The 21,276-nt window shown below is 34.6% G+C and carries 25 protein-coding genes, 1 riboswitch and 1 other annotated feature; all 25 genes read left to right on the top strand.

The window, feature by feature from the left end; genetic code table 11:
• Nucleotides 1-49 precede the first annotated feature (49 nt).
• The 25 genes from QQS35_RS14665 to rpmA all read left to right on the top strand — a co-directional run bounded on the left by QQS35_RS14665 (nucleotide 50) and on the right by rpmA (nucleotide 21,219).
• Nucleotides 50-466, top strand: a complete 417-nt coding sequence (locus QQS35_RS14665; RefSeq protein WP_285932969.1) for a type IV pilus modification PilV family protein — start codon at nucleotides 50-52, stop codon at nucleotides 464-466.
• 12 nt (nucleotides 467-478) lie between these two features.
• The gene (locus tag QQS35_RS14660; RefSeq protein ID WP_285932968.1) at nucleotides 479-919 is read left to right on the top strand and encodes a PilW family protein; all 441 of its coding nucleotides are present in this window, start codon (nucleotides 479-481) and stop codon (nucleotides 917-919) included.
• 8 nt (nucleotides 920-927) lie between these two features.
• Nucleotides 928-2,424, top strand: coding sequence for a DUF7305 domain-containing protein (locus tag QQS35_RS14655; protein ID WP_285932967.1), 1,497 nt, complete (start codon nucleotides 928-930; stop codon nucleotides 2,422-2,424).
• 21 nt (nucleotides 2,425-2,445) lie between these two features.
• Entirely contained in the window at nucleotides 2,446-4,074 is a 1,629-nt protein-coding gene (locus QQS35_RS14650) for a GspE/PulE family protein (RefSeq protein WP_285932966.1), read from the top strand.
• 12 nt (nucleotides 4,075-4,086) lie between these two features.
• The gene (locus QQS35_RS14645; RefSeq protein ID WP_285932965.1) at nucleotides 4,087-5,121 is read left to right on the top strand and encodes a type IV pilus twitching motility protein PilT; all 1,035 of its coding nucleotides are present in this window, start codon (nucleotides 4,087-4,089) and stop codon (nucleotides 5,119-5,121) included.
• 6 nt (nucleotides 5,122-5,127) lie between these two features.
• Nucleotides 5,128-6,330 (top strand): type II secretion system F family protein, encoded by a 1,203-nt coding sequence (locus QQS35_RS14640; protein WP_285932964.1) that lies wholly within the window; start codon nucleotides 5,128-5,130, stop codon nucleotides 6,328-6,330.
• 76 nt (nucleotides 6,331-6,406) lie between these two features.
• Nucleotides 6,407-6,491, top strand: a riboswitch (cyclic di-GMP riboswitch).
• Nucleotides 6,492-6,546: 55 nt separating this feature from the next.
• Complete coding sequence (locus QQS35_RS14635; RefSeq protein WP_285932963.1) at nucleotides 6,547-6,930, top strand: competence type IV pilus major pilin ComGC; 384 nt, start codon at nucleotides 6,547-6,549, stop codon at nucleotides 6,928-6,930.
• 75 nt (nucleotides 6,931-7,005) lie between these two features.
• Complete coding sequence (locus tag QQS35_RS14630) at nucleotides 7,006-7,761, top strand: prepilin peptidase (protein ID WP_285932962.1); 756 nt, start codon at nucleotides 7,006-7,008, stop codon at nucleotides 7,759-7,761.
• A 16-nt stretch (nucleotides 7,762-7,777) separates the two neighbouring features.
• Entirely contained in the window at nucleotides 7,778-8,734 is a 957-nt protein-coding gene (gene pilM, locus QQS35_RS14625; RefSeq protein ID WP_285932961.1) for a type IV pilus biogenesis protein PilM, read from the top strand.
• A gap of 59 nt (nucleotides 8,735-8,793) precedes the next feature.
• Nucleotides 8,794-9,333, top strand: a complete 540-nt coding sequence (locus tag QQS35_RS14620) for a hypothetical protein (protein WP_285932960.1) — start codon at nucleotides 8,794-8,796, stop codon at nucleotides 9,331-9,333.
• Nucleotides 9,323-9,970: a hypothetical protein gene (locus QQS35_RS14615; protein ID WP_285932959.1), complete on the top strand. Its 648-nt coding sequence runs from the start codon at nucleotides 9,323-9,325 to the stop codon at nucleotides 9,968-9,970. The genes QQS35_RS14620 and QQS35_RS14615 overlap by 11 nt, the downstream gene beginning before the upstream one ends.
• Nucleotides 9,971-10,151: 181 nt before the next feature.
• A complete protein-coding gene (locus QQS35_RS14610) occupies nucleotides 10,152-11,093 on the top strand; it encodes a hypothetical protein (RefSeq protein WP_285932958.1) in 942 nt (313 codons plus the stop codon).
• Between the two features lie 171 nt (nucleotides 11,094-11,264).
• Entirely contained in the window at nucleotides 11,265-11,840 is a 576-nt protein-coding gene (locus QQS35_RS14605; RefSeq protein WP_285932957.1) for a Maf family protein, read from the top strand.
• A gap of 27 nt (nucleotides 11,841-11,867) precedes the next feature.
• Nucleotides 11,868-12,557 (top strand): RadC family protein, encoded by a 690-nt coding sequence (gene radC, locus QQS35_RS14600; RefSeq protein WP_285932956.1) that lies wholly within the window; start codon nucleotides 11,868-11,870, stop codon nucleotides 12,555-12,557.
• A 242-nt stretch (nucleotides 12,558-12,799) separates the two neighbouring features.
• Nucleotides 12,800-13,840 carry a rod shape-determining protein gene (locus QQS35_RS14595; protein WP_285932955.1) on the top strand — a complete coding sequence of 347 codons (1,041 nt, stop codon included), beginning with the start codon at nucleotides 12,800-12,802 and terminating at the stop codon, nucleotides 13,838-13,840.
• A 13-nt stretch (nucleotides 13,841-13,853) separates the two neighbouring features.
• On the top strand, nucleotides 13,854-14,732 hold the full coding sequence (mreC, locus tag QQS35_RS14590) for a rod shape-determining protein MreC (RefSeq protein WP_285932953.1): 879 nt from the start codon (nucleotides 13,854-13,856) through the stop codon (nucleotides 14,730-14,732).
• The gene (mreD, locus tag QQS35_RS14585) at nucleotides 14,732-15,268 is read left to right on the top strand and encodes a rod shape-determining protein MreD (protein WP_285932952.1); all 537 of its coding nucleotides are present in this window, start codon (nucleotides 14,732-14,734) and stop codon (nucleotides 15,266-15,268) included. The genes mreC and mreD overlap by 1 nt, the downstream gene beginning before the upstream one ends.
• Before the next feature lie 82 nt (nucleotides 15,269-15,350).
• Complete coding sequence (gene minC / locus QQS35_RS14580) at nucleotides 15,351-16,037, top strand: septum site-determining protein MinC (RefSeq protein WP_285932951.1); 687 nt, start codon at nucleotides 15,351-15,353, stop codon at nucleotides 16,035-16,037.
• On the top strand, nucleotides 16,030-16,827 hold the full coding sequence (gene minD, locus QQS35_RS14575; RefSeq protein WP_285932950.1) for a septum site-determining protein MinD: 798 nt from the start codon (nucleotides 16,030-16,032) through the stop codon (nucleotides 16,825-16,827). Before minC ends, minD begins: the two co-directional genes overlap by 8 nt.
• Nucleotides 16,828-17,032: 205 nt before the next feature.
• Entirely contained in the window at nucleotides 17,033-17,806 is a 774-nt protein-coding gene (locus QQS35_RS14570; protein ID WP_285932948.1) for a M23 family metallopeptidase, read from the top strand.
• Nucleotides 17,790-18,659, top strand: coding sequence for a M50 family metallopeptidase (locus QQS35_RS14565; protein ID WP_285932947.1), 870 nt, complete (start codon nucleotides 17,790-17,792; stop codon nucleotides 18,657-18,659). Before QQS35_RS14570 ends, QQS35_RS14565 begins: the two co-directional genes overlap by 17 nt.
• Before the next feature lie 15 nt (nucleotides 18,660-18,674).
• The gene (locus tag QQS35_RS14560; RefSeq protein WP_285932946.1) at nucleotides 18,675-20,135 is read left to right on the top strand and encodes a ribonuclease E/G; all 1,461 of its coding nucleotides are present in this window, start codon (nucleotides 18,675-18,677) and stop codon (nucleotides 20,133-20,135) included.
• 36 nt (nucleotides 20,136-20,171) lie between these two features.
• Nucleotides 20,172-20,247: a sequence feature (ribosomal protein L21 leader region), on the top strand.
• Between the two features lie 15 nt (nucleotides 20,248-20,262).
• Complete coding sequence (gene rplU, locus QQS35_RS14555; RefSeq protein WP_285932945.1) at nucleotides 20,263-20,571, top strand: 50S ribosomal protein L21; 309 nt, start codon at nucleotides 20,263-20,265, stop codon at nucleotides 20,569-20,571.
• Between the two features lie 13 nt (nucleotides 20,572-20,584).
• Nucleotides 20,585-20,914, top strand: coding sequence for a ribosomal-processing cysteine protease Prp (locus QQS35_RS14550; protein ID WP_285932944.1), 330 nt, complete (start codon nucleotides 20,585-20,587; stop codon nucleotides 20,912-20,914).
• 14 nt (nucleotides 20,915-20,928) lie between these two features.
• A complete protein-coding gene (gene rpmA, locus QQS35_RS14545) occupies nucleotides 20,929-21,219 on the top strand; it encodes a 50S ribosomal protein L27 (RefSeq protein WP_285932943.1) in 291 nt (96 codons plus the stop codon).
• The last annotated feature ends 57 nt before the right edge of the window (nucleotides 21,220-21,276 follow it).

Genomic DNA, 21,276 nt, shown 5'->3' with positions numbered 1-21,276 from the left:
AAAGACTGATAACTAAGTGGCACAATTAGGAAAAAAGGGTGATAAATTCATGCAAAAACAACTTAAAAGATTACTTTCATCCAAAGGAATGACACTCGTAGAAATTTTAGCTTCAATCATGATTTTATCTATTATAGTTGTAACCTTTCTAACCCTTTTCATTCAATCAGCTCGAACAAACTCGATTTCTGAAGATATAATGGACGCCACCTATGTCGCACAAACACAGATGGAAGAGATATATAATTTAAGTACTACTTCTGAACAAAATATAAACGTATTACAAGATCAATCATCATGTGATGCAGACACAAGCTATATATTCACAGAAAAAAACGGTGATTTTTGTGTAAAAGTTAGAATGAAGGATTCTAATATTGTGGATTTAAAAGATGTAGTCGTTGAGGTTTATCGTGATAATAAACTGGAATCGAAAATGGAGACTAAATTAAACTGGAGTAATTAGGAGTGAGTTACAGTGATCAAAGATGAAAAAGGTATTACACTAGTTGAGTTATTAGGAGCTCTTGCGTTAATGTCTGTAGTCATACTCTTGATTAGTTCAGTCCATATTTTTGGTCAAAAGCAATATGTAAACCAATCACAGGATATTGAAAACCAATCCAATGTTCGGTTAGCTATTGCTTCCATAACGAAGGATATTCGAACAACCGATCCGGCTCTCATTACTAGTCCAGATAATAGTACATTAATAATTGATGAAAAAACATATACGCTTACTAACAATAAAATAACAGTTAATGGGAATGAAATGGTTTCAAATATTGCAGTATTTAATGTTAATAAGAGTAGTAACGACGAGAGTAATAATCCTTACGTAGACATGAAAATTGAAAGCATAAGTGATCCACATGGAAATACAGCTTCTTTGTCTACAGTAATCTATCTCAGGGAGTAGGTGAAAAAATGAAGCTTATTATAAAACGACTTTCAAAAAAAACAAATAATGAACAAGGTTTTACATTAGTACTGGTGATGATGGTCCTTGTTGTTTTATCTGTATTAGGGTTAGGACTCCTTGCGATTGCGGTTGGTAATACGAGACTAACCGCGGTTGAACGTGATTATGAAGCTACTTACTATATAGCAGAGGCAGGTGCTACACATAGGTTAAGTCAAGTAGAAACGCTAATTGCTAGTTACTATGACCAATACTCATCTCAGTCTGATTTTTATGATGCTTTAGAAAGAAATATGATAGGGGATTCAACTTTAACTGATTTTGAATCAGTTTTTGGAGACGCACCAGAAGCAAATGTAAGTATTGAACGTTTAAATGACGAAAATCCTAGGACATATAAAATTATTTCGGAAGGTGAAATTGGTAAACGATCTAGAACAGTAGAGCGAACATTTACTGTGAATTGGCAAAGTAAGGGCGGATTAAACTTTCCATCGAATATAGGGGTGTATACGAATACAACAATTAAATTGTTTGGAAGTTCTTCGATAAGCGGGAATGTAGGAACGAATTCTGATCAAGCCAATACTGTTGAACTGGATGGTAGTGCTTATATAACTGATGGAAATATATATGTGCCTAATAACGCAACGGAAATTGCTATTAAAGCTCCTGAATATATGTATAAACCTGATCGAGAATATAAAATTCCAGAAACTGTAGCTAAGCCACCATCTACGTTGTCGTTACCACCATTCCCGGATTTGCCTTCATATACGATTCCGCCAGATGAGGAAATAGTAAAAACGGAGCATGAAAAATATTACGTGGTCAAGGGTGGGAGTTTAAGAATTAATAATTATTTATCAAATAATTATACGTTGGAACTAACAAGAAATGCAGCATTTAATGAAATTATACTGGGTAGTAATTATACGCTTAACATTGATACCAGAGGATCAGATAAAGCAATTGTCGTAGACCATTTAAATGTAGGTAATGGTCACATCAATATTCTAGGAGGAGGCAGTTTAACTCTTTATGTTCGTGACAGTATAAACATCGGATCAGGAAGTTCTATTAACAAGAATGGTTCAGTAGAAAATCTAATCGTATTTTTAAAAGGATCAAATGATAGTAGTAATCCAAAACAATTGACACTCAGTCATAGCCAAGTAATTAAAGGTTCTATCTATGCAGAAGATGCTAACATTCACTTTACAGGTGGAGGTGGATTCCAGGGTCATATATTCACAGCTGGTACAAACGTTGTATTTGATGGTGGTGTAAGAACGGGATCATTAATAGTAGCACCAAATGCTGATTTCCGGTTACTAGGTGGTGCTAAAGTCAATGGAGCGGTTATAACTAATTCCTATTATGGTGAGGGTGGGACAAACATAACATATCAAGAAGTTGATATAAGTCATTTACCTTTCATTTCGAATGGCGATACCGCTGATGATTTACTGAAATCTAGTCCACCAAGGGAATCAAATTGAATTTTTATTAGGGGGAATTCCATGGCTGTCAGAAACAGAAAAAAACTAGGAGATTTATTAAAAGAGTCAGGCATTTTAACAGAGGAACAAATTGTAGCTGCTCTTCAGCAAAAGAAGGATGGACAAAAGTTAGGAGATACTCTCCTTGAACAGGGTTATATTACGGAACAGCAGTTATTAGAAGTTCTAGAAGTACATTTAAGTATTCCTAGTGTTTCCTTATACCGATATCCAGTTGATAAAAACTTGATGCAGTTAGTGCCAAAAGAAGTGGCTAGAAGACAATTGCTCATTCCATTATCTCAACGAGAAGCCAAAATCACTGTTGCAATGAATGACCCAATGGATTATTTTTCTATTGATGATTTGGAACTCTCAACTGGTTTTGAAGTGAAACCAGTAATCGCTACAAAAGATGATATTTTACAAGCTATAAACAAATATTATGATGCCAATGAATCGAATGTGACTGAAGAAGATGAAATGTATGATGATGCACCAGCGATAAGGATTATGGACCAAATTTTGCAAACTGGTGTTCACCTTAAAGCAAGTGATATTCATATTGACCCAAGCGAAGAGAATCTTACCATTAGGTATCGAGTGGATGGTGTATTACGTACAGATAGAACAATTCCGAAACGCCTGCAAAATGCTTTAATAGCCAGAACTAAAATTCTTTCCAACTTAAATATTACTGAAACACGCTTACCTCAGGACGGTAGAATAAGGTTGGCGGTTGATGAAAAACCAATTGATTTACGTATATCTACCTTGCCAACTGTTTTTGGAGAAAAAGTGGTTATCCGTATTCTTGATTTGAGTAATATCTTTAAGCGCTTATCCGATTTGGATTTCGGTGAAGCAACGTTAAGTAAATATGAAAAGTTAATTGAGCAACCATCTGGATTAATCTTATTGACAGGTCCTACTGGTTCTGGAAAAACTTCAACGCTCTATGCATCGATCAATAAACTAAATCATGAAGATGTAAATATCATTACCGTTGAAGACCCTGTGGAATATCAATTAGACGGCATTAACCAAGTCCAGGTAAATAATGCAGTCGGGTTAACTTTTGCGACTGGATTACGCTCTATATTAAGACAAGACCCGAATATAATCATGGTTGGGGAAATTAGAGATAAAGAAACTGCAGAAATTGCTGTGCGTTCAGCTCTAACCGGTCATTTAGTGTTTAGTACACTACACACAAATAGTGCGGTTGCTGCTATTCCTCGGTTATTTGATATGGAGGTTGAACCTTATTTAGTTGTATCCTCATTATCAGGGATTATGGCTCAACGTCTTGTTAAAAAAATATGCAAAGACTGTAAACGTAGTCGTGAGGCAACTGTTATGGAGAAGAAACTATTTGAGAAACGTGGCATAACAATCGAACAAACTTACGAGGGTGTAGGTTGTAATAGCTGCAAGGATACTGGCTATAAAGGCAGAATGGCTATTCATGAACTATTAATTATCAATGATTCTATTCGACATATGATGATGAATGATCAATCGGTTACCGAAATAAAAAATTACATCCGTGAAAATGGAATGAGATTTTTAATCGATGATGGACTTATAAAGGTTAAGCAAGGTTTTACAACAATGGAAGAAGTATTACGAGTTGCTTCAGAAGAATAGGAGGAATACAACTTGGACAAATTAGAAGCTTTGTTAAGAGCAGCTTACGAAAAGCATGCTTCTGATATTCACTTAACAGTAGGTACACCTCCTGTTTTTCGAATTCATGGAGAATTAATTAAATTTGGGGATGATGATTTACTCCCTACTGATACGGAAGCTATGGCTAAAAGTATCTTAACAGACAGTGTATGGGAACATCTAAATGAAAAAAGGGAAGTAGATTTATCCCATGGTATTGCAGGTATTTCAAGGTTTCGTATTAATGTTTATTACCAAAGGGGTTGTATTTCATTAGCGATTCGAATAGTTCCAACAATAATTCCGAGTCTAGAACAATTAGATCTACCTAATGTGTTAAAAAGCATTGCAGAAAGTACGCAAGGTCTCGTACTTGTTACTGGTCCGACTGGAAGTGGAAAAAGTACAACACTTGCAGCAATGATAGACTATATGAACAAGACGATGAACAAACATATTATAACCCTAGAAGATCCAATTGAATATTTACATTCCCACCAAAAATGTATTATTGACCAAAGAGAAGTCGGCTTTGACACAATGAACTTTCAAAATGGATTACGGGCATGTTTAAGACAAGATCCGGACGTAATTCTAGTCGGTGAAATGAGAGATCTAGAAACGATTTCAACTGCAATTACTGCAGCGGAAACAGGTCATTTAGTACTAGGCACGTTGCACACGACGGATGCATCTTCAACAATGGACCGGATTATTGATGTGTTTCCAGCCCATCAAAAAGGACAAATTCGAATTCAATTAGCGAATGTATTAGAAGCGATTGTTTCTCAACGTTTATTTCAGACAACTAATAAACAAGGAAGAGCAGCTGCGACGGAGATATTAATTAATACACCAGCGATTAAGAACTTAATACGTAATGAAAAGATGCACCAAATTCCAAATACGATGCAAACAGCTAAAGAACAAGGTATGCACACGATGACAATGGACATTAAACGATTAGTAAGGCAAGGTTCGATATTGGAAGAACACGCTCTACCATATTTAAAGGGGAGAGGGTGATAACGAGTGCCTTATTTTAGTTATAAAGGTAGAACAACATTAGGAAAAGCAAAAAAAGGAAAAATTAATGCTGAAACAAAAAAAGAAGCGATCGCAAAATTAAAATCAGATGGTATTACTGTTTTTAAAATGGAGCCATTGAATGCTGTATTATATAAAGATATTACGATTGGTCGTGTCATTAGTAATCGAGATTTTGTTATTTTCTTAAGACAATTTGCTACACTAATTGATGCTGGTATCTCGTTAGTTGAGGCAACGAGTATTCTAGAAGAACAAACGACCAACAAATACTTAAAAAAAGCTTTGGCAAACATTCAAGATGATTTAGAAGAAGGTGTATCTTTATCTGAAGCCTTTCATAAATACCCAAAACTTTTTCCGGAGTTACTTGTAAGTATGATTAATGCAGGAGAAATAAGTGGTAACCTTGATGATATATTAGATAGTATGGCAGGCTATTATGAAAAACAATATCAATTAAAACAAAAGATTATTACGGCATTAACTTATCCTATTGTTGTAGGAGTTATTTCTGTTTTTATAACGATTTTCTTATTAGCTTTTATCGTGCCAATCTTTACTGATATGTTCATTTCATTTGGACAAGAAATACCAATGTACACAGCATTTATTCTAAGTATAAGTGGATTTGTCCAATCTTTTTGGTGGATGCTTTTATTAATTGTTCTCCTATTAGTCATCATTTTTAAATATTTAGAAAACAAACCGAGATTTGCTTTTATGTTTGATACGATAAAATTAAGAATTCCTATATTTGGTATGTTTATTCAAAAGTCATTACTAGCAAGACTGACACAAACGTTAAGTTCGTTACTTAATAGTTCGGTACCAATTTTACAAGCAGTTGAAATAACCGAACGCGTGATTAAGAATAGAGTGATTAAAGGTATTTTAAAAGAAAGTCATGATGCATTAGAACAAGGGGAATCCTTGGCATCACCTATGAAAGGTCATTGGGTATTTCCGAAACTTGTTACGCAAATGATTGCAGTAGGAGAACGGACAGGCTCATTAGATTCGATGCTTAAGAAAGTAGCAGATTTCTATGAACAAGAGTTAGATGAAGCTTCTGATAAAATGAAATCTTTGATCGAACCAGTCATGATTGTATTCTTAGCTACGGTGGTAGGTGCCATTGTTTTAGCGATTGTCATACCAATGTTTTCTATCTTTGAAAACATCTAGAAACTAGTAAAAAAGATGTGGACAGAGTTTTCCTTTATAGTATAATAGGTATAGGAAAACATAAATGAAAGAACAACGATAGAACAGAATGCTATGAATGATTATCTATATTTGGGCACTTGGATAATCAGGAGCAAGTAGTGCAACCGACTGACTTCATGAGAAATTCTTTGTGTTGTGAGTCTTTTTTTAATAAAAAAATAGGGGTGAAGAGTTATGTTGAAAAAAGTTTTAAAAAGATTTAAAAGTGAGAAAGGTTTTACATTAGTTGAGTTACTAGCAGTTATTGTTATTTTGGGGATTATTGTGGCTATTGCCATTCCTAGTATTGGTGGAATTATTAATAAAGCACAATCTGGGGCGGATGAAGCAGAAACAGAATTGATTATTGATGCTGCACGATTGGCTTATGTAGAAAGTGGAAGTACTGGAGATGCAGATTACACAGTGAGTGAATTAATAAGTAACGGTTTTCTTGAGTTAAATGACGAACGTGCTACTGCTTTAAAAGGTACTGTAAGTATAACAGTAGATACTGAAGGTAAAGTAACATATGATTACTCTAAAGATACTACAACAGGTACTGGTAGTAATAACTAAAGTAAATATATATTTCAGAGATCCCTCCCCGAGGGGTCTCTCTACATAATATAAGGAAAATATAGGAGAAAACATATGCAAATTTTCTACCTGGTCTATTTTTTTATTATCGGTACGGTTTTCGGATCTTTTTATAATGTTGTTGGTTTACGGGTTCCGGAAAAGAAAATGTTTCAATCACAGCGCTCTTACTGTCCTCAATGTCGTCATACCTTGTCTTGGTATGAACTTATACCAGTGGTTTCATACCTCATACAATTTGGTAAGTGTCGTAATTGCAAACAAAAAATCTCAATTATTTATCCACTAGTTGAGCTCTTAACAGGTGTGTTATTTGCCTATAGTTACTATGTTTTTGGTTTTCAATTAGAACTTATCACTTCACTATTACTTATTTCTTTATTAGTTATTATTATAGTTACTGATTTATCGTATATGCTAATACCAAATCGCATTTTGATATTTTTTGTCCCGTTTTTCATTATTTTACGGGTTCTTTCCCCCCTTGAACCATGGTGGTCACCGATTGCGGGTGCCCTTATCGGTTTTGTGTTACTTGCTATCATTATTATTGTTAGTAACGGTGGCATGGGTGGAGGAGACATGAAGTTATTTGCCGTTTTAGGGATGGTGTTAGGATATAAAGGTGTTCTTTTAGCTTTCTTTTTTTCAACACTTTATGGATCTATCGTAGGTGGACTTTTACAAGGATTCAAGGTTGTTGAGCGGAAAAAGCCGATTCCATTTGGTCCTTTTATTGTTTTTGGTACGATAACTGCATTCTTTTTTGGAGATGAAATGATTAAATGGTATATTACAACCTTTTTTTAAGTAGGTGGCAGCAATGATGAATGGATTAAATAAACAAGTCAATCTAATTATTAAAGATCGCGTTTTACGGTATATGGTTTCCAAGCAACCTTCTGTGGAGGGTATTGTCGATTATGGAGAAGTTTTTTTAGATGCAGATATTATTGAAGATGGAAAGTTAATAAACCGAGAAGCGTTTTTGAAAGTATTGGAAACGTTAGTGAAGGAAAATAAGTGGAAAGGCAAACGATTAGCGTTTTGTGTGCCGGATTCATTTGTAACGATTAGAGAACAGCTTGTTCCAAAAGAATTAACAAAAGAAGAGATGAGAAGCTATATAAATATGGAGTTAGAAGAAAGCATTCGACTTCCTTTTTCCAATCCAGTAATTGATTTTGTAATTGTCGGTGAAGAAAATAATCAGTCCAAAATACTACTTTTCGCTTATCCAAAAGACCGAATGGCAGATTTTGTTCAACTATTTGATAAGGTTGGTATGAAACCTGTTGTGGCAGATTTATCTGCTTTATCGATTTATAGATTATACTCTCATTTGGATTTATCTAGTCAAAATGAACATCTGTTGTCTATCCAGTGGGGAAAAGATGCCAATGTATTAACAGCTTTTAACTTTAACAAACCAATTTTCACCAGGTACATTAAATCCTCTCTTAATAAGAGTGATTGGAGATGGAGTGAGGATGAGAGTGATATATATTGGGTTGGAGAAGCAGATGAACTTGAGCAGGTAAGGAATGAACAGTTAGTAACAATTGAACGATTTATGGACTTTTATCAATATTCTGTGATGGATGGGAATCATCAAATAACAAAAATGTTATTGTCAGGAGATTTTCCAAATCTACCTTTGATTAAAAAGGAAATTGAAGAGCGTTATAATCTTCCAGTAGAAACAATGGAAAAACAGTTAAGTGGTAAAATAGATTTTCCGTCTAAATATGTCGATGTATTAGGTTTAGCTATCAAAAAATAAATAAGTGTGAGCAAAATAAATTATTTGTAGTTAGCTAAACGGGTGAGGGGAATAAACAAATGGTAGAAATTAATTTCCTTGAAAGAAGTAAAAAAAATATTGTTCCTTATATATTGGTTGTTTTGTTGGTTTTGTTATTAGGCATAACGGTAGTAGGTTTACAATGGCAAGTATCTTATCAAGAAGAGCAGTTAAGTTCTTATAAAGATCAGTTAAATGCTAATTTGGAAGAACAAAGGAATTTGGAAAATATAGAAGGCATACAAAACCAAAGACAAACATTAAAAGAGCAAGTTAATGAGGTTGAATTAAGTATATTTCCAACCCTTTCTATATTAGATAAAATGATTATTTTATTACCTGAGAAAGCGTATTTTGAAAATTATACGTTTACAATCCAAGATGGTCTCTATCTAGATATTCGTGTTGAATCAGTGGAACAAGTTGCAGCTTATACAAATATCCTAGAGATGCAAAACTTTGTCGAAGTAGTTGATGTCTCCACGATTAATCAAACGGACTCCGGGTATATTGCTTCTTTATATGTTGCATTAAATGAGCAATCGTTGACAGAGGAGGCATCAGACAATGATGATTAAGTGGACGCGTCTTCAACAAATGCTGCTGATTTTAGTAATTGTTTTGGGTGCCGCAAGCTATCTATTTGGTCATATTTTTTTTGTACAACCTATTAAAAATGATGTGCAATTGGTGAAAGAAGAAATTGAGTTTCAAGAGCATATCATAGCGAATGCAAAGAAAAAAGTCGATGATAGTGAGCAACTAGAAACTTCGACTAGTTTGCAACAAAAGGTTTCCGTAGGGAAGCAGACAGATCAATTATTACTTTTACTAAAGAACATACAAGATATATCGAATAGCACAATCAATCAATACTCGATAAGTTATGAACCATTAACAACGGAACAAGATACAGGTGGTAATGCTAATGATCAGGGTACTCAGGGTATAGCGGGAATAGAAACAATTAATTATGAATTACAAGTAAATAGTGATAATTATTCACAAATGTACACATTTCTACAAGAATTAAGAAGTATGGAAAGAATAGTAGAAATTAATTCGATTCAATTTGGTTCGGATGCAGGAGATGATTTCGGTTTCTCTGTAGGATTCACTGCATTTTATAGTCCGAATTTAGAAGAATTGGAGCCAGAAGCACCAACATTTGAACATCAACCATCTGCTGATAAAAAGACACCTTTTCCACAATAAGGGTGTCTTTTTCTATCTTCTTTTCTCTTAAAAAACTAGATTATGTCACATTTTAGTTTGGCATCCTTTCTAGATAAAAACTATGTTGAAAACTTGTATGTTGCTATTGACAAAACTCGTCTTACTTTTCAGTTTTAGTGTGATAGAGTAAAACAAACTCTACTAGAAGCGAGGGAATTAAGTGGATAATCGAAAAACCATCTCAGTAAAAATGAACGGCAAAGAGACAACTATTCAAAGCGATAAACATTCGAATAAAGACCCCTGGCCGATTACATTTAATGAACAAGCAGCTTCATTGGATAATAATTTTAACCCGAATGATTTAAAAGAGTATGAGAAAAACCATACGATAGAAGATGATTGGTATAATTCAAATAATTATAAAAAAAAGGGAAAAAAAATCCCTCCTATAGTTAAAATCTTTATCATTTCAGCTGGGTCAGCCATTTTAGTAGGGCTTACATTAGGGTTTATTATGTTAAGGATGTTTGTAGGTCTTGAAAATGGTGGTGAACAAACAGATGCATCATCATCTGTTGTTGTAGATGATGATGGACAAGCTACCACTGAACAGGGAAAAGCATCTGATGCTTCTGGTAACGTTACGTATAAAATGGCAGATTTAGAAGCAAGTGTTATCCAAGCAGGTGCTTTTTCAACGATAGAAAAGGCAGAGGAATGGCAACAAGGTATTCGTGATAGTGGTTATCTTTCAATGATATGGGAAAAAGATGGTGAATTCCGATTATTTGTAGGAATAAGTAATTCACAAGCAGTAATTGAAAAAATAGTTGCTGATATGGATAGTGTTGGTGTAGAATCGTATGATAGGCAATGGATATCTAGTGGTCAAGAGACTCAATTACTAGAAAGTGAGATAGAATGGTTAAAAACCTTTCCGGAGCTATGGAATAATTCCTTATCTTTAGAAAACCTTTCTGCTTCTAATTGGACCGATTGGTTAGCTAATTATCCAAAGGACAGTTCTGAAAAAGTAAAAGCGCTTCAAACGGAAGCTAATTCATTTGTCGAAGCGATAAAGAATGATGAAAGTTCTAATCAAAAACAAATACATTTATTAAATATGTGGAAGCTATATAGTGAATTAAGTAAAGAATAAGTAGGAAAAACAACCTACTTATTCTTTTTTCTATCGTTAAAAGACCGGAAATCTTGGATAAGGTTAATAACAGCCTTTATTTTCTATAAAGCGTAATAGTGAGAAATTAAATTATCTCTATTTGTTGAATTATGAAATGATAAGTAAACTATTTAGGAAAGGTAGATACAATTGAACCAATTAATCTTAGCCTCAGGTTCTCCTAGACGGAGTGAACTATTAAAGCAAGTAGGAATCCCATTCACAGTAATAGAACCAAATGTAGATGAAACGTTGTTAACGGAGCAAAATCCCGTTAGATTTGTGGAACTGCTTGCAAATCAGAAAGGACTAGCAATAGAAGTGTCCGAAAATCGGGTAATATTAAGTGCTGATACGGTTGTCAGTATGGATGGAAATATATTAACAAAGCCAGAAAACTGGAATGAAGCCTATAATATGTTGAACATGTTAAATGGAAAAAAACACGAAGTTTATACAGGTGTAATGATCCGTTCATCTGTTAAAGAGATCGTTTTTTCACGTTGTACTACGGTACAATTTCTTGAAGTAACCGAAAAGGAATTAAAGGATTATGTCAATTCTGGTGATTCTTTTGATAAAGCTGGTGGTTATGGTATTCAATCAAGAGGTGCATTTTTAGTTAAAGAAATAATTGGCGATTATTATAATGTAGTCGGGTTACCAGTTTCAAAAGTAGTACAAAGACTTAGAGAATTTGATGTATATCCTGAATTAATGGATTGAAAAATCCCCTACCGAGGAGGTCTACATATGACAAAGACAAACATGACAATGAAGGATGTTCCTAAAGAAGATCGTCCAAGAGAACGACTACTTGAGTTAGGTGCTACGCACGTGTCTAATCAAGAATTATTAGCTATTCTTCTAGGAACAGGTACACGTGAGGAATCCGTTCAAACGTTAGCTGAACGAGTATTGATGCACTTTGAAGGGTTGAATTTACTTAGAGAATCAACCATTGAGGAATTGACAGCTATAAAGGGGATTGGATCCGTAAAAGGTGTTTTAATATTAGCGGCGATTGAACTAGGAAAACGAATGCAAAAATATAAACCTCAAGAAAAATATGTTATTAGAAGTCCTGAAGATGGTGCTGATTATGTAATGGAAGAAATGAGAGTCTTAAAACAAGAACATTTTGTCGTTCTTTTTCTTAACACGAAAAACCAAGTGCTTCATCGCCAAACCATCTTTATAGGAAGTTTGAATGCCTCTATCGTACACCCTCGTGAAGTGTTCCGAGAAGCAGTAAAACGTTCTGCAGCCTCTATTATTTGTGCACACAATCATCCCTCAGGAGACCCCTCCCCATCACAAGAAGATATCCATGTAACCAAACGATTATCAGAATGTGGTAAAATGATTGGGATTGAGTTGCTCGATCATTTAGTTATTGGAGATCATAAATTTGTATCTTTGAAAGAAAAAGGATACTTATAATACTATCTATTTTTACTTTTTTTTCGTATAATTATAATTAACGATTGTTTTAATCGGCGCCATTTTACAAGAAAGAAACTTGTAATGGCGCTTATTCTCATTACATGATTCCATTTTGTATGACAACATGCATGGGATTAATTGTATGTTATGATTAGAATTTATTAGTAAAACGTACATATACCTGTGCAATATTAAAATATAATATAGGAACAGTTCTTTACTGGAAAGGGAGATTAATTTTGGTGAGATTTAGTTTATCACAAGATTTAGGTATAGATTTAGGTACAGCGAATACGCTTGTATATGTTAATGGAAAAGGGATTGTTGTTCGGGAGCCATCTGTAGTAGCGAAAAATAGAACAACAGGAGAAATTGAAGCAGTTGGAAGTTCAGCAAGAAATATGATAGGTCGTACTCCTGGTAATATTTCAGTAATTAGACCTATGAAAGACGGAGTAATTGCTGATTATGATACGACAGCGGTTATGATGAAGTACTATATAAAGCAAGCACAAAAGAATCGTTCCTCTTTTGCAAGAAAACCGAATGTTATGGTGTGTGTTCCTTCTGGTATTACAATGGTTGAAGAACGCGCTGTAATTGATGCAACGAAACAAGCTGGAGCTAAAGATGCTTTCCCAATTGCCGAGCCATTTGCAGCAGCTATTGGAGCAGGGTTACCTGTATGGGAACCAACTGGTAGCATGATTGTTGATATTGGTGGTGGTACGACGGAAGTTGCAATTATTTCTTTAGGCGGAATCGTGACAAGCCAGTCCATTCGCGTTGCTGGTGACGACATGGATGAATCAATTACACAATATGTAAGGAAAAAGTATAACCTTATGATTGGCGAAAGATCGGCAGAATCCATTAAAATGGATATAGGTTCTGCAGGTATGCTTTTTGAAAATGATGAAATGGATATCCGAGGAAGAGACTTGCTAACAGGACTTCCAAAGACAATTACAATTTCAGCCGAAGAAATTGCATTATCATTGAAAGATACGGTTACATCAATTATTGATGCAGTGAAAAATACATTAGAAAAATCACCTCCTGAACTTGCAGCAGATATTATGGATAGAGGAATAGTATTATCTGGAGGGGGCGCACTCCTAAAGGGACTTGATCAAATTATAAGCGATGAAACAAAGATGCCAGTTTTTGTTGCTGAAGAACCTTTAGACAGTGTTGCAATTGGTACTGGTAAGTCTCTGGAGTATATTCAACACTTTAAATCTAATCCAAATGTATCTTCACGCTCTCTAATGGATTAAGTGGGTGTTATAAATGCTATTTTTTCGTAAAAAACGTCTATTTTTCATCTTGATTGGATTTATTCTTCTGGTTGGATTAATTGGATTTTCTCTTAGTGAGAGAGATGACAAGACCATTGTAGAAGAGTTTATTCAAGATTCAGTAGGTTGGATGCAAGGGATTGTTCATGTTCCGGTTGAATATACGACTACCATCGCTAAAAATATAAAGGAAATTAAAAATGTATATGAAGAAAATCAACTGCTGAAGACTCGTTTAAATCAATACAACCGGTTATTAGAGGAAGTAAATGATTTAAGAGCTGATAATGAGACACTTAGAAGTACGTTAGATAAAACTGAATCAGAGTCCTTGCGTGACTTTAATGCAATTCAAGCCACCGTCATTGCTCGAAGTAAGGAGCAATGGTTTAAGATGGTTACCATTAATAAAGGTGAGCAAGATGGGTTAGAGAAAAACATGGCAGTGATAACAGGTGAAGGTATGATAGGCAAAATATACACCACATCACAGTTCACCTCTTCTGTAATGTTATTAAATGGATTTGACCAATCCAATCGGATTTCTGTAAATGTTAACGTAGAAGATAGGGAAAAAGACGCTTCTGGTTTTATTATTGGTTACGATGAGGAATCTGAATCGCTTCTTTTGGAACTGGATGAATATAATATCGAGCTGGCAAAAGAAGAGGTTGTATTTTCTTCTGGTTTAGGTGGGGTATTTCCAAAAGGCTTAGAAATAGGTACAATAGAAGAAGTAAAACCTGATAGGTATGGTCTAACAAAAATTGCACATGTAACTCCTTCTGCTGATTTCTATGATTTAAGTCATGTTATTGTTGTAGAGCGATTAGCAGAGCAACCTGAAGAATCAGTTGAGGAGGAAGAATAATGCAACGATTCTATCTTCCTCTCTTGCTATTACTTATGGTTGTATTTGAAGGAGTTGCATTAGACTTTGTACCACAAAGTCTAATGGCAAAAGAATTGCTTATGATACCTCACTGGTTATTACTGTTTCTTGTCATGATTACCCTTTTTTATGATTTGGAAAATACGTATTACTCTTTATTATATGCAATCCTTTTTGGACTAATGATAGATATTACTTATACTGATGTTCTCGGCGTTTATATGTTTGTTTATGCGCTAGTAATCTATATTATTCATGGGATTAGAAAAGTATTGCATGCAAATTTTTTTGTAGCTCTTTTGTTGAGCATAATAGCAATAGCTTTGGCAGATATAGGAATATATATTATATATTTCTTTATAGGCATTAATGAGTTATTATGGAACGATTATATGATGATACGTTTAATACCAACTTTAATTGCTAACAGTGTTTTCTTTATTCTTCTTTATCCAATTATTAAAACAAGACTGTTAAATTGGTCACAGGAGCGCTTTGATAGCAAAAAAATGTAATTAAATAATCTATGTAAGTAAGAAATGAAGCACGAAAAAACCTATGGGTAGAGTTAAATAATTTTTTTGGGGTGAACCTATCGTGATAGTCAACAAGCAAATGATAACGATCAAAGGTACTCGAGAGGGTCTTACATTATATATAGATGATTCGTGTTCATTTAGTGAAGTTCTTAAGGAATTAGACCAAGTGCTTTCTACAAAATACACTGATAAGGATGAGCCTATGATAACGGTTACTATTCAACTTGGTAATCGTTACTTACATAAAGAACAAGAAGAAGCATTACGTGAAGTTATCCGGAGAAAGAATAAACTTGTCGTACAATCCATTGATTCAAATGTTATTACCAAAAAACAAGCACTTCAGTGGCGAGATGATAGTGAGATTAAGGCGATAACGAAAATCGTTCGTTCAGGACAAGTGGTTGAAATAGTTGGCGATTTGTTATTGATTGGCGATGTGAACCCGGGTGGAAAAATCGTAGCAAGTGGAAATATTTTTGTTCTTGGAAGTCTTAGAGGTGTAGCACATGCTGGTGCTAACGGAAATACAGATGCTGTTATTGCAGCATCCTATATGGAACCTAGTCAATTAAGAATAGCAGATTATATTAGTCGATCACCAGATTATGAATCAGAAGGTGTTTATATGGAATGTGGTTTAATTGATAAAGAAAAATCTAAAATCATAATTGATCGTCTTCAAGTTCTTTCGCAAAAACGACCGGATTTAAACGGGTTTGAAAGGAGAATTTTAAATGGGTGAGGCAATAGTAATAACTTCGGGTAAGGGTGGAGTTGGAAAGACTACGACTACAGCTAATTTAGGTACAGCTTTGGCATTGCTAGAAAAGAAGGTTTGTTTAATTGACACAGATATTGGGCTAAGAAATTTAGATGTTGTTATGGGTCTAGAGAATCGAATTATTTATGATATTGTGGATGTTATAAAGAAAAGATGTAAATTAAAACAAGCATTGATTATGGATAAAAGATTTGAGTGCTTATATCTTTTGCCAGCTGCACAGACAAGTGATAAGTCAGAATTAAATCCTGAAGGTATGAAAGAGATAATTGCTGAATTAAAGCAAGAATATGACTACATACTAATTGACTGTCCTGCTGGAATTGAGCAAGGTTTTAAAAATGCAGTGGTAGCTGCAGATAAAGCTATTGTTGTGACAACTCCGGAAAAATCTAGTGTTCGTGATGCTGATAGAATTATAGGTTTGCTGGAGAAAGAGGATGTAGAGCCACCACATTTGATTGTTAATAGAATCCGAAATCATATGGTTAAACAAGGTGATATGCTTGATGTGGATGAAATAGTACAAGTATTATCGATTGAATTGCTTGGAATTGTGGCGGATGATGATGAAGTTATTAAAGCGTCTAATCATGGGGAGCCAGTAGCTTTTCAACCAAACACAAGAGCATCTATTTCCTACCGAAATATAGCAAGAAGAATTCTAGGTGAATCCGTACCTTTAATGTCATTGGAAGATCAACAAGGCGTTTTTTCTAAGGTGAAAAAGTTTTTTGGTATGCGTACCTAGTACAACGAGTAAACCCTCTAAATGTTAATTTAGAGGGTTTTTCCTATTAAACTGCTATTTTTTGTTTTGTATATCGCATAACTCATTCTTTTCCTTCATAGACTTGTATTAGAAAACTTGGTTTATTTTTTTACCTCATCAAGAACTTATCAAATACTTGTCTTACTAATTGATAAAAATACCATGTGAAGGAATGTGTTGTGTTATGAAAAGAGATGTTAGTCAAGTACGCAAAAGTATCGCAAAAAGAAAGAGAGAAAAGACAAGCGTACCCCAAAACGCTGCTACACCTCGCAAATTCTCTTCGCTTTCTTTTCCTCAAGAGGAAGAAAAACACGGCTATTTGCCAGTGTCAGAGCAGGTGGGATCAAATAAAAACATCAAGGATACCTTTGTTTCCTCTTTTGTTATAAAGAGTATTCTAGCTGCTATTTTATTTTTTGGAGTGGCCATCTTTTTACGAGTAGAAGGAAGTTGGTTAGACACACCTAAAAGTTGGACAAGTAGTGCCTTAACTGAAGAGTTCCCATTTGCTACTGTCAATCAATGGTACCAAGAGAAGTTTGGTTATCCAGTAGCACTTACTCCTAAGCAAAATGATCAGGGGGATGCAATCTCTCCAGCATTGCCGGTTAATGGAACATTAAGTCAGACATTTCAAGTAAATGGACAAGGTATTATGATTACGGCAGATCAGGACCAGAATGTACTATCAATGAACAGTGGAATAGTTATTTTTGCTGGTAATGATTCCGAGACGAATAAAACGGTAATTATTCAACATCCAGATAAAAGTACATCTATTTATGGGAATTTAACTTCTATAAAAGTGCATCAATATAAAGCAGTATCGAGTAATGAGGTGATTGGAGAATTCAAACCTTCAGAAACGGAAGCTAAATCTGTTTATTTCGCAATCGAAAAAGATAACCAATATCTTGATCCAATAAAGGTGATGCAAGTTGACGAACGTCCTTAACGTGTTACCACCAGTGTATATACATCCAATTCTTTGGTTTTTTATATTAGTTTCGTTGTTTACTGGTACGTTTATGGAATTAACTGTTATTTTCTTTATTGTACTTGTTCACGAACTAGGTCATTATTCGTTAGCACACTACTATAAATGGAGAATAAGAAGAATTAATTTATGGGTGTTTGGCGGTGTGATGGAAACAGATGAACATGCTACTAAGCCACTGAAACAAGAATTATTGATTACTTTAGCAGGGCCATTGCAACATGTATGGATATATGGAATACTGTTCATTTGCTCGGAATACAGTCTTTTACCTGCCTCTGTTATAACATTAGGATTACAATTTAATTCAACGATATTACTATTTAATTTATTACCAATCTGGCCATTAGATGGGGGCAAATTAATGCTTTTATTTTTTTCTTGTTTATTCCCTTACCGTAAAGCACATTCTTTGATGATTATTTGTTCTATTCTGTTTTCTATTGTTAGTATCTTTCTCTTTTTGACATATTTTCCATTCACATTAAGTGCAATTCTTCTTATCGGTTTTATAATTTGGGAAAATAGACTAGAATGGAAGCAAAGATACTACACATTTATACGCTTTTTGCTGAAAAGACACGTAGAAAAACCGGATATGAAAAAAGTTAGGCCAATTGTAGTTAATCCTGATATGTCTCTTATGAGGATTTTTTCTTTGTTCAGACGTAATTCTAACCATTTGATTTATGTGAGGAAATCAAATCTCGATCAGCCTTTCTTAATAAAGGAGCATGAGTGTCTCGATATCTATTTCAAATGGAAGCATTACAAAGCTACTGCAGGAGAAATAACTGGTATCCGTGAATAGAAATGAGGAAAATTTATGTTATCCATTTACATAAAGACCATTACGACTGAACGTATTGGTTTAGCGATAGAGGACCATATTGTAAAAGAGCTTGTCATTGATCGACCGTCTACAAAAAATCAAGTAGGCAATATATTTGTGGCAAAAGTCGCTAAGGTTGAAAAAGGATTACAAGCAGCTTTTATTGATATTGGTCAAGAAAAACATGGATTCTTACAAAAAAAAGAATTACCACAATCACATGCAAATAAAAATGTTGGGATTGAATCACTCATAACGGAAGGACAACGAATTATCGTTCAAATTCAAAAAGATGCCTATGGAGATAAAGGAGCAAGGTTGACAGCAAATATCACAATAGCTGGAAAAGATATCGTTTATTTACCATTTGGTAATTATATAGCGTCATCACGAAAACTTTTTGAAAAAGACCGTGAAAACTTGCGCCATCAAGTTAAAAATATGACGGTTGGTGAAGAGGGGGCGATTATTCGCACATCTGCCAAAAATAAGACTAATCATGAAATAGAAGCTGAATTTCTTAGTCTTAGACGCCGGTGGGAAGATATCAATCAACGATCAAAAAAGCAATCAATACCTTCATGCGTTTATTTGGATGATCCATTACTAGATAGATTTATTGGAAGGTTTGATCCAAAGTCTATACACTCGATATTTATTGATGATGTACAAGCAGCTAATAACGTGAGGAAAAGGTTTCCAGAATACACAGATTGTGTGACTTGGCATAAAAATATTGAAAACCTTTTGCCTAAAAGTGTTGGGCAAATAATGGAGGAAGTCATTAATCCTTCTGTACAGGCAACTGGTGGAGTTGAATTACAGGTGGATCAAACAGAAGCATTAACAGTAATTGATGTTAATACAAAAGCCTTTACCGGAAAAGTAGATAAGAGCCAAACGATTGTAACAGCCAATTGTTACGCTGCACGTGCAGTGGCACATCAATTAAGACTAAGAAACATTTCAGGAATCATTATCATTGATTTTATTGGAATGAAGTTACAAAAAGATAGAGATCAAGTTTTAGCTGAGTTAAAAAAAGAATTAAAGGATGACCCAATTCTTAGTGACGTTTATGGATTCACAAAATTAGGTCTGTTAGAAATGACTCGAAAACGAGAATCACAACCAGTTTATGAATTCCTTTTGGAAAAAACAAGTAAACAACCGCAACTGTCTGTTAATAGCTATGCTTATTTGTTAGAACACGACTTGGTCAGTTATCAAGATAGTAAAGCAGAAGCACTGTTAATTGAAATTAATCCTATCCTATACGATATTTTTAAAAGTGAAATTAATTTTGAAAAGATAAAAACTTTTATATCGCCGAATATCTATTTTAATAAAACGAATGAAGTCAGTTCGTATCAAGTGAAATTGTTGGGAAGTAAACAATTAATTGAAGAATATTTAGAATCTGTTTCTATGGATACCATTGACAAATCTTTATAATATATGATAACATCAATACGTTATTCATCGTAGCACCCGTTGCTACAACCGCGCAGAACAGGTTATTAAGCTAAAGCTTTTTGGCACCTGTATGGCGAGTCTTAGTCTTAAGAGGAGGTGCAAGAGTATGTACGCTATTATTGAAACTGGTGGTAAGCAAGTGAAAGTAGAAGAAGGTCAAGCTATCTATGTTGAAAAACTAGAAGCTGAAACAGGTGATTCTATTACACTAGATAAAGTGCTTGTAGTTAGTGGTGATGACTTTAAAGTCGGAGCTCCTTACGTTGACGGTGCAACTGTAACGGCTAAAGTTGAAAAACAAGGTCGTCAGAAAAAGATTACTGTCATGAAGTTTAAAGCAAAGAAAAACTACCATCGTAAACAAGGTCACCGTCAGCCATATACAAAACTTACAATTGAAAAAATCAATGCGTAAGGATTTAGTATAGATGATTAAGGTGATTGTCTATCGCAATAATAAAAGTGTTTATGCTTTTGAACTGAGTGGTCATGCAGAGAGTGGCCCGGTCGGTCATGATTTAGTTTGTGCCGGCGTATCAGCAGTTTCTTTTGGAGCTGTTAATGCAGTGATTAAGCTTTGTGAGATTGAACCTATCATTGACCAAGGTGGCGAAGGTGGTTATTTACGAGTAGAACTTCCAAGGAAACTGGATGCTTCTATACGTTCTAAGGCTGAATGGCTATTAGAAGGGATGCTAGTATCTCTAGAAACCATCGAACGTGACTATGGTCAATATATATCCATCTCTGAAAAATAAGGAGGTGCAAACCAATGCTACGTCTAGATTTGCAGTTTTTCGCTAGTAAAAAAGGTCAAGGTAGTACAAGAAACGGCCGTGATTCAGAATCAAAGCGTTTAGGTTCTAAACGCGCGGATGGACAATTTGTAACTGGTGGATCAATTCTTTACCGTCAACGCGGTACAAAAATTTACCCAGGTGAAAATGTTGGCCGTGGTGGAGACGATACACTATTTGCTAAAGCTGACGGTGTCGTTAAATTCGAACGTTACGGACGCAATCGCAAAAAAGTGAGCGTGTATCCAGTAGCTCAAGAAGCATAATTATACTCAAGAAGACTCTAGCCAACAGGTTAGAGTCTTTTTTTCTAATAAATCTAT

The sequence above is a fragment of the Aquibacillus rhizosphaerae genome (assembly GCF_030282825.1).
GTDB lineage: Bacteria > Bacillota > Bacilli > Bacillales > Amphibacillaceae > Aquibacillus_C > Aquibacillus_C rhizosphaerae.
Note: the sequence above shows the minus strand (reverse complement) of the source record. Positions and strands in the feature narration are given on the sequence as shown.